Source organism: Streptomyces sp. enrichment culture (genome assembly GCF_964273255.1).
GTDB lineage: Bacteria > Actinomycetota > Actinomycetes > Streptomycetales > Streptomycetaceae > Streptomyces.
The window spans coordinates 5,249,184-5,264,331 of record NZ_OZ186835.1 but is presented as its reverse complement, the minus strand read 5'-3'; the positions used below and the strand labels follow the sequence as shown (position 1 = coordinate 5,264,331).

The following is a 15,148-nucleotide window of genomic DNA, read 5'->3' as shown; positions in this document are numbered from 1 at the left end:
TGGAGACCGGCGTGGCGCACATGCATGGAGGACGTGACGTGGCGAACGACGCCAGCACCGTTTTCGACCTAGTGATTCTCGGCGGTGGCAGCGGTGGCTACGCCGCGGCGCTGCGCGGGGCTCAGCTGGGCCTGGACGTCGCCCTGATCGAGAAGGGCAAGGTCGGCGGTACCTGCCTGCACAACGGTTGCATCCCCACGAAGGCCCTGCTGCACGCGGGCGAGATCGCCGACCAGGCGCGCGAGAGCGAGCAGTTCGGTGTGAAGGCCACCTTCGAGGGCATCGACATGGCGGCCGTCCACAAGTACAAGGACGACGTGATCGCCGGTCTGTACAAGGGCCTGCAGGGGCTGATCGCCTCGCGCAAGGTCACCTACATCGAGGGTGAGGGCCGGCTGTCCTCGCCGACCTCGGTCGACGTGAACGGCCAGCGCGTCGAGGGCCGCCACGTCCTGCTGGCGACCGGTTCGGTGCCCAAGTCGCTGCCCGGCCTGGAGATCGACGGCAACCGCATCCTCTCCTCGGACCACGCCCTGGTGCTGGACCGCGTGCCGAAGTCCGCGATCGTGCTGGGCGGCGGCGTCATCGGCGTCGAGTTCGCCTCCGCGTGGAAGTCCTTCGGCACCGAGGTCACCATCATCGAGGGCCTGAAGCACCTCGTGCCGGTCGAGGACGAGAACAGCTCGAAGCTGCTGGAGCGCGCCTTCCGCAAGCGGGGCATCAAGTTCAACCTGGGCACCTTCTTCGAGAAGGCCGAGTACACCCAGGACGGCGTCAAGGTCACCCTCGCCGACGGCAAGGAGTTCGAGGCGGAGGTCCTGCTCGTCGCCATCGGCCGCGGCCCGGTCTCCCAGGGCCTGGGCTACGAGGAGGCCGGGGTCGCCATGGACCGCGGCTTCGTCCTGGTCGACGAGTACATGCGCACCAACGTCCCGACCATCTCCGCCGTCGGTGACCTGGTCCCCACGCTCCAGCTCGCGCACGTCGGCTTCGCCGAGGGCATCCTGGTGGCGGAGCGTCTGGCCGGCCTGAAGACCGTTCCGATCGACTACGACGGTGTCCCGCGGGTGACGTACTGCCACCCCGAGGTCGCCTCCGTGGGCATCACCGAGGCCAAGGCCAAGGAGATCTACGGCGCGGACAAGGTCGTCGCCCTGAAGTACAACCTGGCGGGCAACGGCAGGAGCAAGATCCTCAAGACCGCGGGCGAGATCAAGCTGGTCCAGGTCAAGGACGGCGCCGTGGTCGGCGTCCACATGGTCGGCGACCGCATGGGCGAGCAGGTCGGCGAGGCCCAGCTGATCTACAACTGGGAGGCGCTGCCGGCCGAGGTCGCGCAGCTGATCCACGCCCACCCGACGCAGAACGAGGCGCTCGGGGAGGCCCACCTGGCGCTGGCCGGCAAGCCCCTCCACTCCCACGACTGACGCCTTCCGTCTTCGGGCGCGACGACACAGACTTCCGCAATTCGTAAGGAGCAACCGAAACCATGGCGGTTTCCGTAACCCTTCCGGCGCTCGGCGAGAGCGTCACCGAGGGCACTGTCACCCGCTGGCTGAAGGCCGAGGGTGAGCGCGTCGAGGCCGACGAGCCGCTGCTCGAGGTCTCCACCGACAAGGTCGACACCGAGATCCCGGCGCCCGCCTCCGGCGTGCTGTCCTCCATCAAGGTCGCCGAGGACGAGACGGTCGAGGTCGGCGCCGAGCTGGCCCTGATCGACGACGGCAGCGGCGGTGGTAGCGCGGCCGAGGCGCCCGCCGCCGAGCAGGCCCCGGCGGCCGAGCAGGCCGCTCCCCCGGCCCCGGCCCCCGAGCCGCAGGCCCAGCCGTCCACCGAGCAGTCCGCCCCGGCGCCGGCCCCCACCGCCGACGCCTCGGCGGGCGGCGGCTCCGCCGAGGGCACGGACGTGGTCCTGCCCGCGCTCGGCGAGTCCGTCACCGAGGGCACCGTCACCCGCTGGCTGAAGTCGGTCGGTGACAGCGTCGAGGCCGACGAGCCGCTGCTGGAGGTGTCGACGGACAAGGTCGACACCGAGATCCCCGCCCCCGCGTCCGGCACCCTGCTGGAGATCGTGGTCGGCGAGGACGAGACCGCCGAGGTCGGCGCCAAGCTGGCCGTCATCGGCGAGGCGGGTGCCGCTCCGGCGGCCGCTCCCGCTCCGGCCGCGCCCGAGGCCCCGGCCCAGCCCGAGCCCGCCCCGGCCCCGCAGCAGCAGGCCCCGGCCCAGCCCGAGCCCGCTCCGGCCCCGGCTCCGGCGCCCACCCCGGCTCCGGCTCCGCAGCAGGCCGCCCCGGCTCCCGCTCCCGCTCCCGCTCCGGCGCCCGCACCTGCCCCGGCCCCGCAGCAGCCCGCTCCGGCCGCCGCCAAGCCGGCGGACGAGGGCGCCTACGTGACCCCGCTGGTGCGCAAGCTGGCCGCCGAGAAGGGCGTCGACCTGTCCACCGTCAAGGGCAGCGGCGTCGGCGGCCGGATCCGCAAGCAGGACGTGGAGGCCGCCGCCGAGGCCGCGAAGGCCGCCCCGGCTCCGGCCCCGGCCGCCGCCGCTCCGGCCGCCGCCCGGAAGACCCCGGTGCTGGAGGCGTCCCCGCTGCGCGGCCAGACCGTGAAGATGCCGCGGATCCGCAAGGTCATCGGCGACAACATGGTCAAGGCCCTGCGGGAGCAGGCCCAGCTGTCCTCGGTCGTCGAGGTCGACGTCACCCGTCTGATGAAGCTGCGCGGCCAGGCCAAGGACGCGTTCGCGGCGCGCGAGGGCGTCAAGCTCTCCCCGATGCCGTTCTTCGTCAAGGCCGCCGCGCAGGCGCTGAAGGCCCACCCGGTCATCAACGCCAAGATCAACGAGGCCGAGGGGACCATCACCTACTTCGACACCGAGAACATCGGTATCGCGGTGGACTCCGAGAAGGGCCTGATGACCCCGGTCATCAAGAACGCCGGTGACCTGAACATCGCCGGCATCGCCAAGGCCACGGCCGAGCTGGCGGGCAAGGTCCGCGGCAGCAAGATCACTCCGGACGAGCTGTCCGGGGCAACCTTCACCATCAGCAACACCGGTTCGCGCGGCGCGCTGTTCGACACGATCATCGTGCCGCCGGGCCAGGTCGCCATCCTCGGCATCGGTGCCACGGTCAAGCGTCCGGCCGTCATCGAGACGGAGGAGGGCACGGTCATCGGCGTCCGCGACATGACCTACCTGACCCTCTCCTACGACCACCGTCTGGTGGACGGCGCCGACGCGGCCCGTTACCTGACGGCCGTCAAGGCGATCCTGGAGGCGGGCGAGTTCGAGGTCGAGCTCGGCCTGTAGCCGGCGCCGTACAGCGGAACAGGTGCCCCCGTCCGGAGTCTCCGGGCCGGGGGCACCTGCCGTGCGGGGGGCGGGAGACGGGCGGCGCGGGCCGGGCGACGTCACAGTCGTCGTGTAAGTCTCGTCTCACCTGGGCGAAAGCGCCCCCGTGCGCCCCACCGGTTCGGCGCGGCGGCCGTATTGTCTAAGCGTCGAACGCCCTCAGGGGACCGGTGGGGCCCCCGCGTAAGGAGCTCTCATGACCGCGCCCGTCGTCCACTCGCTGCGCGAACAGATCCGCGAGCACATCCTGGAAGGGATCATCAGCGGGCGCTGGCAGCCGGGTGAGCGGATCGTGGAGCGGCGGATCGCGACGGAGCTGGAGGTCAGCCAGACTCCGGTGCGCGAGGCGCTGCGGGAGCTGGAGTCGCTGCGGCTGATCGAGTCGGCGCCGAACAAAGGCGTACGGGTCCGCAATCTGACGGCCGCCGACCTGGAGGAGAGCTACCCCGTGCGGGCCGGCCTGGAGGCGATCGCGGCCGAGCTCGCCGCGGACCGGCTGGCCGAGGACTGCTCGGCGCTGGAGCCGCACGTGGCGGCCCTGTACGAGGCGGACCGCCTGGCCGACGGCACGGGCCAGGTACGGCACACGGTCGCCTTCCACCGCGAACTGGTGCGCGCGGCCGGGAACTCGGTGCTGCTGCACACCTGGGAGGGCCTGGGCATCGAGGTGTTCACGGCGCTGTCGATCCGCTGGCTGGGCACCGTCCAGCAGTCCTACGCGGAGGAGCACGAGGAACTGGTGGCGGCGTTCCGGCGCCGGGACCCGCGCATCGCCGAGATGGTCAAGGCCCACGTGCTGGGGTGCGCCCCGCGGGCATGAGCCCCGGCGGACCGACCGCGGGCTCGCGGACGCTGGCTCGCGGGCGCGGGCCGGGTCGCGGGCGCGAGCCCGATCCGTGCTCAGGGCGGGTCGTGGGCGCGAGCCCGATCCGTGCTCAGGGCGGTTCGTGAGCGCGAGCCCGATCCGTGGGCTCGGGGCGGGTCGTGGGTCCGGGTCGCCGCCTCGGTCCGAGGGCGCTCATATGCGCTCCCACCTGCGAGAACGGAGCGCTTTCAAGGTCACCGAGTGCCAGGCCGCGAGGCACCGCGTGCCGACTTTCTCGTCATCAAGAGATTTTGCCCGGGAACCTTTGATCGATCATCGATCAGCGGGTTATTGTCGCCAGCGGGCTTGCACCCGAGCCCCCAGCCCTGTCCTGCCAAAGACCTAGGGCACCCCCGAACCCTTGCTGTGAGGGAACCCCCTTCGACTGAGGAAGGCGGCGACATGACCGACCCCAAGGCTGTCCGTCCGAGCGAGCTCGACCAGCTTCCGGACCGCGACCCCGAGGAGACCGCCGAGTGGCGGGCCTCCCTCGACGCCGTCACCGAGGCGGCAGGCCCGCACCGTGCCGCGTACCTGATGCGCCGCACCCTGGAGCGTGCCGAGGGCGCCGGCGTGCCGCTGCCGAAGCTGCTGGAGACCGACTACGTCAACTCCATCCCCACGTCCGCCGAGCCCGCCGTGGACGGTGACGAGGAGCTGGAGGCCAGGATCACCGCGTGGAACCGCTGGAACGCGGCCGCGATGGTCACCCGCGGCAGCAAGTACGGCGTCGGCGGCCACATCGCCACCTTCGCTTCCGCCGCCTGGCTCTACGAGACCGGCTTCAACCACTTCTTCAGGGGCAAGGAGGCGGACGGCTCCGGCGACCAGCTCTACATCCAGGGCCACGCCTCCCCCGGCATCTACGCCCGCGCCTTCCTCGACGGCCGGCTCACCGAGGCCCAGCTGGACAACTTCCGCCGCGAGGCCGGCGGCGACGGCCTCCCGTCGTACCCGCACCCGCGGCGCCTGCCCTGGCTGTGGGAGTTCCCCACGGTGTCGATGGGCCTCGGCCCGATCTCCGCGGTCTACCAGGCGCGGTTCAACCGCTACCTGACCAGCCGCGGCATCAAGGACCTGTCCAACTCCCACGTATGGGCGTTCCTCGGCGACGGCGAGATGGACGAGCCGGAGTCCACCAGCGCGCTGACCCTCGCCTCCCGTGAGGGCCTGGACAACCTGACCTTCGTCGTCAACTGCAACCTGCAGCGCCTCGACGGCCCGGTCCGCGCCAACTTCAAGATCGTGCAGGAGCTGGAGGCGCAGTTCCGCGGCGCCGGCTGGAACGTGATCAAGACGCTGTGGGGCACCGCCTGGGACGAGCTGTTCCAGCTGGACACCACCGGCGCCCTGGTCCGCCGCCTGCGCGAGGTGCCGGACGCGCAGGTGCAGACGTACCAGACGCGCGACGCGGCCTACATCCGCGAGGACTTCTTCGGCAAGGACCCGGCGCTCGCCGAGATGGCGAAGCTGCTGAGCGACGACAAGATCCTCGAGTGCTTCCACGTCTCGCGCGGCGGCCACGAGGCCCGCAAGGTCTACGCCGCCTACCGGGCCGCGGTCTCCCACAAGGGCGCGCCGACGGTGATCCTGGCCCAGACGGTCAAGGGCCACACCCTGGGCGAGGGCTTCGCGTCGAAGAACGCCAACCACCAGATGAAGAAGCTCTCGGTGGACGAGTTCAAGGCGATGCGCGACCGCCTCGGCCTGCCGATCAGCGACAGCGCCTTCGCCGACGGCGAGGTCCCCTACGCCCACCCGGGCGCCGACTCCCCCGAGGTCCGCTACCTCCAGGAGCGCCGGGCCGCCCTCGGTGGTCCCGCCCCGGCGCGCAGGGTCCACCCGGTCGCGCCGCTGCCCCAGCCCGCCGACAAGGCGTTCACCGCCTTCGACAAGGGCTCCGGCTCGCAGAACGTCGCCACCACCATGGCGTTCGTCCGCCTGGTCAAGGACCTGGTGCGCGACAAGGAGACCGGCAGGCGCTGGGTGCCGATCGTGCCCGACGAGGCACGCACCTTCGGCATGGAGTCGCTGTTCCCGTCGCTGGGCATCTACTCGCCCGCGGGCCAGACGTACGAGCCGGTCGACCGCGACCAGCTGATGTACTACAAGGAGGCCAAGAACGGCCAGATCCTCAACGAGGGGATCACCGAGGCCGGGGCCATGGCCGAGTTCATCGCCGCCTCGACGTCCTACGCGACGCACGGCGAGACGATGATCCCGTTCTACATCTACTACTCGATGTTCGGTTGGCAGCGCACCGGCGACCAGATGTGGCAGCTCGGCGACCAGCTGGGCCGCGGCTTCCTGGTCGGCGCCACGGCGGGCCGCACCACGCTGACGGGCGAGGGCCTGCAGCACGCGGACGGCCACTCGCCGGTCATCGCGGCGACCAACCCGGCCGCGCTGACCTACGACCCGGCGTTCGCGTACGAGATCGCGGTCGTCGTCAAGGAGGGTCTGCGCCGGATGTTCGGCGAGGGCCGGCCGGACGAGGACCAGAACGTCTTCTACTACCTGACGGTCTACAACGAGCCGCTGCCGCAGCCCGCCAAGCCGTCGGTGCCGGGCATCGACGAGGGCATCGTCAAGGGCCTGTACCGCTTCAACACGGCCGAGTCGGCCGGGCTCACCCCGGCGGCGAACGCCCCGCGGATCCAGCTGCTGGGCTCCGGCACGGCGATCCACTGGGCGCTGACGGCGCAGAAGCTGCTCGCCGAGGAGTGGGGCGTGGCCGCCGACGTCTGGTCCGCCACCTCCTGGACGGAGCTGCGCCGGGACGCCATGGAGGCGGACGAGGCGCTGCTGCGCGGCGAGGAGCGGGTGCCGTACGTGCGCCAGGCGCTCCAGGGTGCCCAGGGCCCGGTGCTGGCGGTCTCCGACTACATGCGCCAGGTGCCCGACCAGATCGCGCAGTGGGTCGAGCAGGACTACACCTCGCTGGGTGCCGACGGCTTCGGCCTGTCGGACACCCGGGAGGCCGCCCGCCGTCACTTCGGCGTCGACGCCGAGTCGATCGTCGTCGCGGCGCTCGCCCAGCTCGCCCGGCGCGGCGAGGTCCGGGCGACCGCCGTGAAGGAAGCGCGCGAGCAGTACGGTCTGTGACGGCCGGCGGAAGGCCGTGTGACCGCGGCCGTCCGACGGCGTGACCGTGACCTGTGGGAAGGCCCCCGCCGAGGCGGGGGCCTTCTTGCATGATGGGCGCATGCGTGCTGCCCGGCTGATCAAGATGGTGCTGTTGCTCCAGTCCCGCCCGTCCATGACCGCGGCCGAACTGGCGCGGGAGCTTCAGGTGTCGGAACGCACCGTCACCCGGGACGCGCAGGCCCTGTCGGAGGCGGGGGTCCCGGTGTACGCGGACCGGGGGCGAGCCGGCGGCTACCGGCTGATCGGCGGCTACCGCACCCGGCTGACCGGGCTGGCCCGCGGGGAGGCGGAGGCGCTGTTCCTGTCCGGGGTGCCGGGCGCGCTGCGGGAGATGGGGCTTGAGGACGCGGCCTCGGCGGCCCGGCTGAAGGTGTCGGCCGCGCTGCTGCCCTCGCTGCGGGACGCCTCCCGGACGGCGGCGCAGCGCTTCCACCTGGACGCGCCGAACTGGTTCCGCGAGCCGTCGACCCCCGGGCTGCTGCCCGCCGTCGCCGACGCGGTGTGGGACGACCGGACGGTCACCGCCCGCTACCGGCGCGGGGAGGCCGAGGTCGAGCGGCACCTGGAGCCGTACGGCCTCGTGCTCAAGGCGGGCGTGTGGTACCTGTGCGCGCGGGTGGCGGAGCAGGGGGCGTTCCGGGTGTACCGGATCGACCGGTTCACGGCGGTGGAGGCGTCCGCGGAGCGCTTCGAGCGGGCGGCGGACTTCGACCTCCCGGCGTTCTGGGAGGAGCGGGCGGAGCAGTTCGCGCGCTCGATCCTGCGGGCGGAGGTGGTGGTGCGGCTCTCCGCGGAGGGGGTGCGGCGGCTGCCGCACGCCGTGGATCCGCTGTCCGCCCGGGAGGCGCTGTCGGAGGCGGACGCCCCGGACGCGGCGGGGTGGGTGCGGGTGACCCTGCCGGTGGAGTCCGAGGACGTCGCGCACGCGCAGCTGACGGCCCTGGGGGCGGAGGCGGAGGTGCTGGCCCCGGCGTCGCTGCGGGAACGGTTCGCCGAGCAGGCGGCACGGCAGGCGGACCTGTACCGGCGCTGAGGGGCGCCCTGCCGGGCCGGGAGCACGACCGGGGCGGCAGGAGCCCCGGGCCCCACCTGTTTCCCGGGCCCGCCCGCTCCCCGGGCCCGCCCCGGTGCCTGCGCGTGCCCCGGGCCGGGCGGCCCGGTTGTCCGGGGCGTGTCCCGGCGTGGCGCACTGCGGGTGCGTCGGTGGGGCGCAGGGCCGATGCTGGACAGCGTGATGGACGAGACGGAGTTCTGGGAGCTGGTGGACGCCGCCCGGGAGGACGCCGAGGGCGACCCGGAGGAGCAGGCCGACCTGCTGGTCGAGCGGCTGCTGCGGCTCGATCCGGACGCGGTCGTGGACTTCGCCCGTCACTTCGAGGCCCGCTACCACCGCGCCTACCGCTGGGACCTGTGGGGCGCGGCCTGGGTGCTGCTGGACGGGGCGAGCGACGACGCGTTCGACTACTTCCGCTGCTGGCTGATCGGGCAGGGCCGGGAGGTCTTCGAGGGCGCCCTGCACGACCCGGACGCGCTGGCCGACCTGCTCGACGACGACTTCGACGAGGAGGTCGACGGCGACGGCGAGGAACTGGGCTACGCGGCGGACGAGGCGTACGAGCAGCTCACCGGTTCCGTCGCGCCCGACCTCGGACTGCCCCCGGGTCCCGCCGAACCGGAGGGGGCCCCGCTCGACTTCGAGAACGAGAAGGTCCTGGCGGAGCGCTACCCGCGCCTGTGGGCCCGCTTCCGGGACTGAGGCCGCCCGCCCGCCGACGCGGGCACGGTGTGAGGTGAAGGCCCCTCCGGGCCCCGTGCGTGGTGGGGTCCGGAGGGGCCTTCGCATGTCGAGCGCGTCAAGCGCGTCAAGCGCGTCGAGCGCGTCGAGCGCGTCCGGTTCCGGGGCGCTCGGACCACCGCGGGCGCCCGGACCACCCCCGAGCGGTCCGGGCCGGTCCTCACCGGAACCCGGCGGCGCCGGTCGGGGCCCGTCGGGGGAGCCGGTGAGGGCCGGTGAGGTCCGTAGCGGGGCCGGTGAGGGCCCCGGGAGCCGGTGAGGGCCCCGGGAGCCGGTGAGGGCCCCGGGAGCCGGTGAGGGCCCCGGGAGCCGGTGAGGGCCGGGGACGGCCGTCCCCGGCCGGGGGGTCAGGGCACCGGATGCCGGTGGCGGGCCGGGACCGGGGTGAGGGCCGGGTGGCGGGGCGCGGCGTTGGCCTGGGTGAGTGTGGAGGCGGTGTGGGCCGGGGGGCCCAGGATGACGGCCGCGGCTGCGCACAGGACCGTCCAGGGGGCGCGCAGGGCGCCGGTCCGGACGGTACTTCGATCATGACTGTCGTTCATCGGCCCTTCTCCGGTCTGCTTGCGTGCCGGACGGCAGGGCGGCGGACGCCTCCCCGATCCGGCGGGTCTCCCGTCGCGCGTCGGACGCGCGCCCCTGCATCTCGGCCGCCATCTCCCGGATCTGCGGGAGTCGGGCGTGCAGGGCGGCGCCCGGGCAGCTGGTCTCGTAGCCGTCGTTGTGACCCGCGACGGCGGGCAGGGTGGCGGCGGTGCCGGCCGCGTACCGGCTGCCGCCGTTGCTCGACACCAGCCGCACCTCGGCCCGCGGGTCGGTGTCGGAGGGGCCCAGCTTCCAGGCCGCCAGGGTGGCGATGGCGTGCAGCATCGGCTTGGGCACCGGGGTGCCGGCGGTGAAGGTGCCGATGGCGGCGATGCCGACGGTGCGGTGGTTGAAGCCCTGGGTGTGGGCGCCGGTGACGGGCCGGTCGGTGCCGCCCGCCCGGCCCTCGTAGACCACGCCGCAGCGGTCGACGAGGAAGTTGTAGCCGATGTCGTCGAAGTCCCGGCCGAGGATCTGTCCCTCGTACAGGTGGCGGATGACCTCGGGCGTCTCGGCGCAGGCGTAGTCGTTGGGCGAGTCGGTGTGGTGGACGAAGACGGCGACGATGCCGTCGTCGTAGCGCGGCGGCGGCTGCTCGCGCGCGTCCTCGCCCACCCAGGTGGCGCGCGGCAGGATGTGCGGCCGGGGCGCCGTGTGGACGGGCGCCCCGCGTGCGGCGGGCCGCGCGGTGGCCTCGGCGGCGCGTTCGACGCCGTGGGCGCACAGCACCAGGGCGACGGCGGCTGCCACGCCCGGCAGACAGCCGAGCGGCACCGTGACCGCCCTGGGCAGGCCCGGGGTGCCGGGCCGGCCGGGTATCCGGGAGGCGCGGCGCTTCCGCGCCCCTCGCGGTCTCCTGGGGACACGCATGGGTCCACTGTGGGACCGATCGGCTCCGCCCGCGATGTGTACTGTGCCACCCGGTGGAACCATCGTCCGGGTCCGCGGCGTTTTCCCGGGTGTACGCGCGCGGACCGGCCCCTTTCCGACGGCCGACGGCGCGCGTGGCTGATCACCGGGCCCCTCCCCCACGTATGAGGGGGTCCGAGAGAAAGGCGGCGTGCGTGGACCTGCTCGACATCCTGCTGTTGCTGATCGTCCTGGCCTACGCCGCGTCCGGCTACCGGCGCGGGCTGCTGGCGGGCTGTGTCTCGCTGGCCGGCTTCGTGGGCGGTGCGGTGATCGGCGTGTGGATCCTGCCCTGGGTGATGGACCTGGTGACGCCGGGGACGACCCGGGCGACGGTGACGGCGGTGCTCACGGTGCTGCTGCCGGCCGTGGTGGGCCACGAACTGGCCGGACGGCTCGCGCTGCGGCTGCGGCGGGAGCTGGACCGGGGCCCGCTGCGGGTGGCGGACGGGATCGGGGGCGCGGCGGCGAACGCGGTGGCGGTGCTGATCGTGGCGTGGGTGGCCGCGTCGGTGCTGGGCGCCTCCTCGTCACCGCTGGTCACCTCGGCGATCCGGGACTCCCGGCTGCTCGGCGCGGTGCAGGACGCGATGCCGGACACCACCCCGGGCTGGTTCTCGCGGGCCACCTCGGCGCTGACCGAGGCCGGGTTCCCGCAGGTGTTCAACCCGTTCGAGAACGAGTCGACCGCCGAGGTCGCCGAGCCCTCCGGGGACAGCGTGACGGCCGCCGCCACCCGTGCCGCGCAGCGCAGCACGGTGAAGGTCGAGGGCGTGGCCGGCACGCAGGGCCGCGAGGGCAGCGGCTTCGTGTACGCGCCGGAGCGGGTGATGACCAACGCGCACGTGGTGGCGGGCATCGACCGTCCGACGGTGCAGGTGGGCGGCGTCGGGCGGGCGTACCGGGCGCAGGTGGTGCTGTTCGACCCGGCGAAGGACGTCGCGGTGCTGGAGGTGCCGGGGCTGCGGGCGCCGGTGCTGCGGTTCGAGGACGACGCCCGGCGCGGCGACTCGGCGGTCGTGGCGGGCTACCCGCAGGACGGGGACCTCAACCTCCAGGCGGCGACGGTCGCCAACCGTGTGCAGGCCCGGGGCCGCACCATCTACAACGACGCGACCGTCACCCGCGAGATCTACTCGATCCGCTCCACCGTCCGTCCGGGCAACTCCGGCGGACCGCTGCTGACCACGGACGGCAAGGTGTACGGGGTGGTGTTCGCCCGCTCGACGTCCGACGCGGAGACCGGCTACGTGCTCACGGCGGCGGAGGTCGCCGAGGACGCGGAGCGGGCGGCGGAGGCGACGGCGCCGGTGGACACCGGCGAGCTGGTCACGTCGTAGGGCCCGTCGTCCGGAGCACGCTGGCCTCAGACCAGGGACCGCCCCATCATGACGTCGTCGACGTAGGCGCCGCCCACGAGGAACTCCTCCGGCTGGACGCCCTCGACGACGAAGCCCTCGGAGGCGTAGAGCGCGCGGGCCGGGGCGTTGTGGCCGAGGACGCGCAGGGTGATGCGGCGGGCGCCGCGGGCCCGGGCCTCGGCGACGGCGGCCCGCACCAGGGCCCGTCCGACGCCCAGGCCGCGGGCGTCCTCGGCGACGGCGAGGCCCGCGATCTGACGGACGTGCGCGTTGGAGGCGAGGGGCGTGGGGAAGCCGAGCCGCACGTAGCCGACGACCCGGCCCGCGTACTCGGCGACGAGGTGGTCCGGCGGGCCCCACCGCTCGGTGAAGAAGGGCCCGTACGGCGGCTCCGGCCGCGGCGTGACGGCGTGCAGCGGGGACCAGGTGTCCCGGTCGAGGCGGGCGAGCGGCTCCTCGTCGTCGGGGCTGGCGGGGCGTATGTGCACCTCGGGCATGGGGGCCACTGTACGTCCGGGACGCGCCGCCGCGGTCGCCCGTTCCGGTGCCCGGGACGGCAGGATGGGCGGCATGGAACAGTCGCGAGTCGCGGTGGCCGGTGCGTCCGGTCTCATCGGTGGTGCCCTGGCGCGGTCGCTGGCCGCGGACGGGCACGAGGTGGTCCGGCTGGTGCGCAGGGCGCCCCGGGGCCCGGACGAGGTCCGGTGGGACCCGGAGGCGGGCGCGGTGGACGCGCCCGGCCTGGCCGGGTGCGACGCCGTGGTGAACCTGGCCGGGGCGGGGGTCGGCGACCGGCGCTGGACGCCCGCGTACAAGGAGCGGATCCGGTCGAGCCGGGTGCGGGGCACGGCGGCGCTCGCGTCGGCGGTGGCCGGGCTGGCGGAGGCCGGACGGCCGCGGGTCCTCGTCAACGGGAGCGCGATCGGCTACTACGGCGAGACCGGTGACCGGGAGGTCGACGAGAGCGCCCCGGCCGGGGAGGGCTTCCTGCCGTCGGTGTGCCGGGAGTGGGAGGGCGCGGCGGCACCGGCCGAACGGGCGGGGGTGCGCACGGTGTTCCCGCGGACCGGGCTGGTGGTGTCGCGCGACGGCGGGGCGTGGGGCCGTCTCTTCCCGCTGTTCCGGGCCGGGCTGGGCGGCAGACTGGGGGACGGGCGGCAGTACTGGTCGTTCGTGGCACTGCACGACGTGGTGGCCGCGCTGCGCCATCTGCTGGAGCACGAGGGGCTGTCGGGGCCGTTCAACGTGACCGCGCCGCGGCCGGCGACCAACGCGGAGATCACCCGGGTGATGGCCCGGGTGCTGCGCCGCCCCGCGGTGTTCGCGGTGCCGGCCCCGGTGCTGCGGACGGTGCTGGGGGAGATGTCCGGGGACGTGCTGGGCAGTGCGCGGGTGCTGCCGAAACGGCTGCTGGAGTCGGGCTTCCGGTTCGCCTTCCCGGACGTCGAGGGGGCGGTGCGGGCGGCCCTGTGAGCGGGTGCGACCGCTTGTCCCCGGGTCCGCGCCCCCTGTGACCTCTTTCCGTCCGGGTGCGGTCGGCATGCGACCGTCGTGCGCCCGTGCCCTGTCGATGCGCGACTGTCCGGGACCGATCACGGGCCTAACCTCGACCTGAACTCGGGTATCCCTGGGGCCTGTTGAGGGCATGACGTCTCCAGCGCCCGCGCAACCTCGAGGAGGGGCACGTGCTTGAGCCCACGCACCAGGCGGACGTCGTCGTCGTGGGGGCCGGTGTCGCCGGCCTCGCCGCGGCGCGTCGGCTGACCAGCGCAGGAGTCGGCACCCTGGTCCTGGAGACCGCCCGGCAGGTGGGCGGCCGCATGGCGACCGAGAAGACCGACGGCTTCCGGCTCGACCGGATCGGGCAGCTGCTGTCGACGGCGTATCCCGAACTACGGCTGAACGCAGGCCTGGACGGACTCGTCCTGCACCCCTTCGCGCCCGGTGTCCTGCTGCACAGCGACGGACGGCACCACCGGGCGGGCGCTCCGTCCGGCGCCGGGGGCGCGAGGGGCGCACTCCATGCAGTGCGCGCCTTCGCGAGCGCCCCCCATCCCCGGGGCGTGCCCCGGCGGCCGGCCGCGGTGCCCGGCCGTCAGGTCTCGGTCCCCCGCAGCCGCACCGGCGCCCCGCTGGGCACCGCGGTGGACCAGGCCCGGCTGGGGGCCGCGTTCACCCGGCTCGCGGGGACGCCCGTGGAGCGGCTGCTGGCACGGCCGGAACTGACCGCCGCCGAGGCGCTGGTGGCGCGGGGCCTGCCCGCCCGCACCATCGACGGCTTCCTGCGTCCGCTGCTGGCCGCGCTGTTGTGCGACCCGGACCTCACCACGTCGAGCCGGTGCGCGGACCTCGCCCTGCGCTCCTTCGCGCGGGGACGGCTGTGCCTGCCGGAGGGCGGCGCCGAGGCGCTGCCGGAGCTGCTGCTGCGGGGGCTGCCGCCGGGCACCGTGCACACCGGCGTGCGGGTCACGTCCGTCTCCACCACCTCGGTGACCACCGCCGAGCACGGCGAGTTCCGCTGCCGGGCGGTGCTGATCGCGACCGACGCCCGCTCCGCGGCCGACCTGCTGCCCGGACTGCGGGTGCCGGACTTCCACCCGGTGACCGTGGTGCACCACGCGACCGACGACCCGCCCGCGACCGGCACCGCGCTGCTGCTCGACGCGGACCGGGGCGGCCCGGTGAGCCACACCGCCGTGGTCAGCCGGGTGGACCCCACGCGGGCACCGGCCGGGCGCGCGCTGGTCGCCTCGACGGTGCTCGGCACTCCCCCGGCCCAGGTGGACACCGCCGTCCGCCTGCACCTGAACCGGCTCTACGGCACGTCGACCGCCCGCTGGGAGACGCTGGCCGTGCACCACACCCCGCACGCCGTCCCGGCCATGCGGGCCCCGCACGACCTGCGCCGGCCGGTGCGGCTGCTGGCGGGGCTGTACGTGTGCGGCGACCACCGGGACACCAGCACGGTGCAGGGCGCGCTGCACTCCGGCCGCCGGGCGGCCACCGCCCTGCTGACCGACCTCGGCGCGGGCCGCCCCCTGCACACCGCGGACCCCCTGCCGACGGCCCCGCGGGCGGCCTGACGGTGCGGTGACCGACCTCCGCGGGCCCGGAGCCGCGACCCGGCTCCCGGCCCGCGG

At 74.2% G+C, this 15,148-nt stretch carries 12 protein-coding genes; 9 read left to right on the top strand and 3 right to left on the bottom strand.

The window, feature by feature from the left end; genetic code table 11:
• Window positions 1–38: 38 nt before the first annotated feature.
• The 6 genes from lpdA (at window position 39) to ACSU53_RS22835 (ending at window position 9,117) form a co-directional block, all read left to right on the top strand.
• A complete protein-coding gene (lpdA, locus tag ACSU53_RS22860) occupies window positions 39–1,427 on the top strand; it encodes a dihydrolipoyl dehydrogenase (RefSeq protein ID WP_437030501.1) in 1,389 nt (462 codons plus the stop codon).
• 62 nt (window positions 1,428–1,489) lie between these two features.
• Complete coding sequence (gene sucB, locus ACSU53_RS22855; protein WP_437030499.1) at window positions 1,490–3,307, top strand: 2-oxoglutarate dehydrogenase, E2 component, dihydrolipoamide succinyltransferase; 1,818 nt, start codon at window positions 1,490–1,492, stop codon at window positions 3,305–3,307.
• A 238-nt stretch (window positions 3,308–3,545) separates the two neighbouring features.
• A complete protein-coding gene (locus ACSU53_RS22850) occupies window positions 3,546–4,169 on the top strand; it encodes a GntR family transcriptional regulator (RefSeq protein WP_432055293.1) in 624 nt (207 codons plus the stop codon).
• A gap of 447 nt (window positions 4,170–4,616) precedes the next feature.
• The gene (gene aceE, locus ACSU53_RS22845) at window positions 4,617–7,319 is read left to right on the top strand and encodes a pyruvate dehydrogenase (acetyl-transferring), homodimeric type (protein ID WP_437030497.1); all 2,703 of its coding nucleotides are present in this window, start codon (window positions 4,617–4,619) and stop codon (window positions 7,317–7,319) included.
• 100 nt (window positions 7,320–7,419) lie between these two features.
• A complete protein-coding gene (locus ACSU53_RS22840; RefSeq protein ID WP_437030495.1) occupies window positions 7,420–8,394 on the top strand; it encodes a helix-turn-helix transcriptional regulator in 975 nt (324 codons plus the stop codon).
• A 201-nt stretch (window positions 8,395–8,595) separates the two neighbouring features.
• Window positions 8,596–9,117: a DUF4240 domain-containing protein gene (locus tag ACSU53_RS22835; protein WP_437033356.1), complete on the top strand. Its 522-nt coding sequence runs from the start codon at window positions 8,596–8,598 to the stop codon at window positions 9,115–9,117.
• A 386-nt stretch (window positions 9,118–9,503) separates the two neighbouring features.
• On the opposite strand, the gene ACSU53_RS22830 is transcribed toward ACSU53_RS22835, so the two are convergent.
• Window positions 9,504–9,698 carry a hypothetical protein gene (locus ACSU53_RS22830; protein WP_437030492.1) on the bottom strand — a complete coding sequence of 65 codons (195 nt, stop codon included), beginning with the start codon at window positions 9,696–9,698 and terminating at the stop codon, window positions 9,504–9,506.
• Window positions 9,682–10,512, bottom strand: coding sequence for a peptidoglycan recognition protein family protein (locus tag ACSU53_RS22825; protein WP_437033354.1), 831 nt, complete (start codon window positions 10,510–10,512; stop codon window positions 9,682–9,684). The genes ACSU53_RS22830 and ACSU53_RS22825 overlap by 17 nt, the downstream gene beginning before the upstream one ends.
• 290 nt (window positions 10,513–10,802) lie before the next feature.
• Here ACSU53_RS22825 and ACSU53_RS22820 point away from each other — a divergent pair, with 290 nt between their 5' ends.
• Window positions 10,803–11,987 (top strand): MarP family serine protease, encoded by a 1,185-nt coding sequence (locus ACSU53_RS22820; RefSeq protein WP_437030490.1) that lies wholly within the window; start codon window positions 10,803–10,805, stop codon window positions 11,985–11,987.
• Between the two features lie 26 nt (window positions 11,988–12,013).
• Here ACSU53_RS22820 and ACSU53_RS22815 read toward each other — a convergent pair whose 3' ends face one another.
• The gene (locus ACSU53_RS22815; protein WP_437030488.1) at window positions 12,014–12,505 is read right to left on the bottom strand and encodes an N-acetyltransferase family protein; all 492 of its coding nucleotides are present in this window, start codon (window positions 12,503–12,505) and stop codon (window positions 12,014–12,016) included.
• Window positions 12,506–12,578: 73 nt separating this feature from the next.
• On the opposite strand from ACSU53_RS22815, the gene ACSU53_RS22810 reads away from it, so the two are divergent.
• Both ACSU53_RS22810 and ACSU53_RS22805 read left to right on the top strand, forming a co-directional pair.
• Window positions 12,579–13,481, top strand: a complete 903-nt coding sequence (locus ACSU53_RS22810; protein ID WP_437030486.1) for a TIGR01777 family oxidoreductase — start codon at window positions 12,579–12,581, stop codon at window positions 13,479–13,481.
• Between the two features lie 212 nt (window positions 13,482–13,693).
• Complete coding sequence (locus tag ACSU53_RS22805) at window positions 13,694–15,091, top strand: NAD(P)/FAD-dependent oxidoreductase (protein ID WP_437030484.1); 1,398 nt, start codon at window positions 13,694–13,696, stop codon at window positions 15,089–15,091.
• Window positions 15,092–15,148 lie beyond the last annotated feature (57 nt).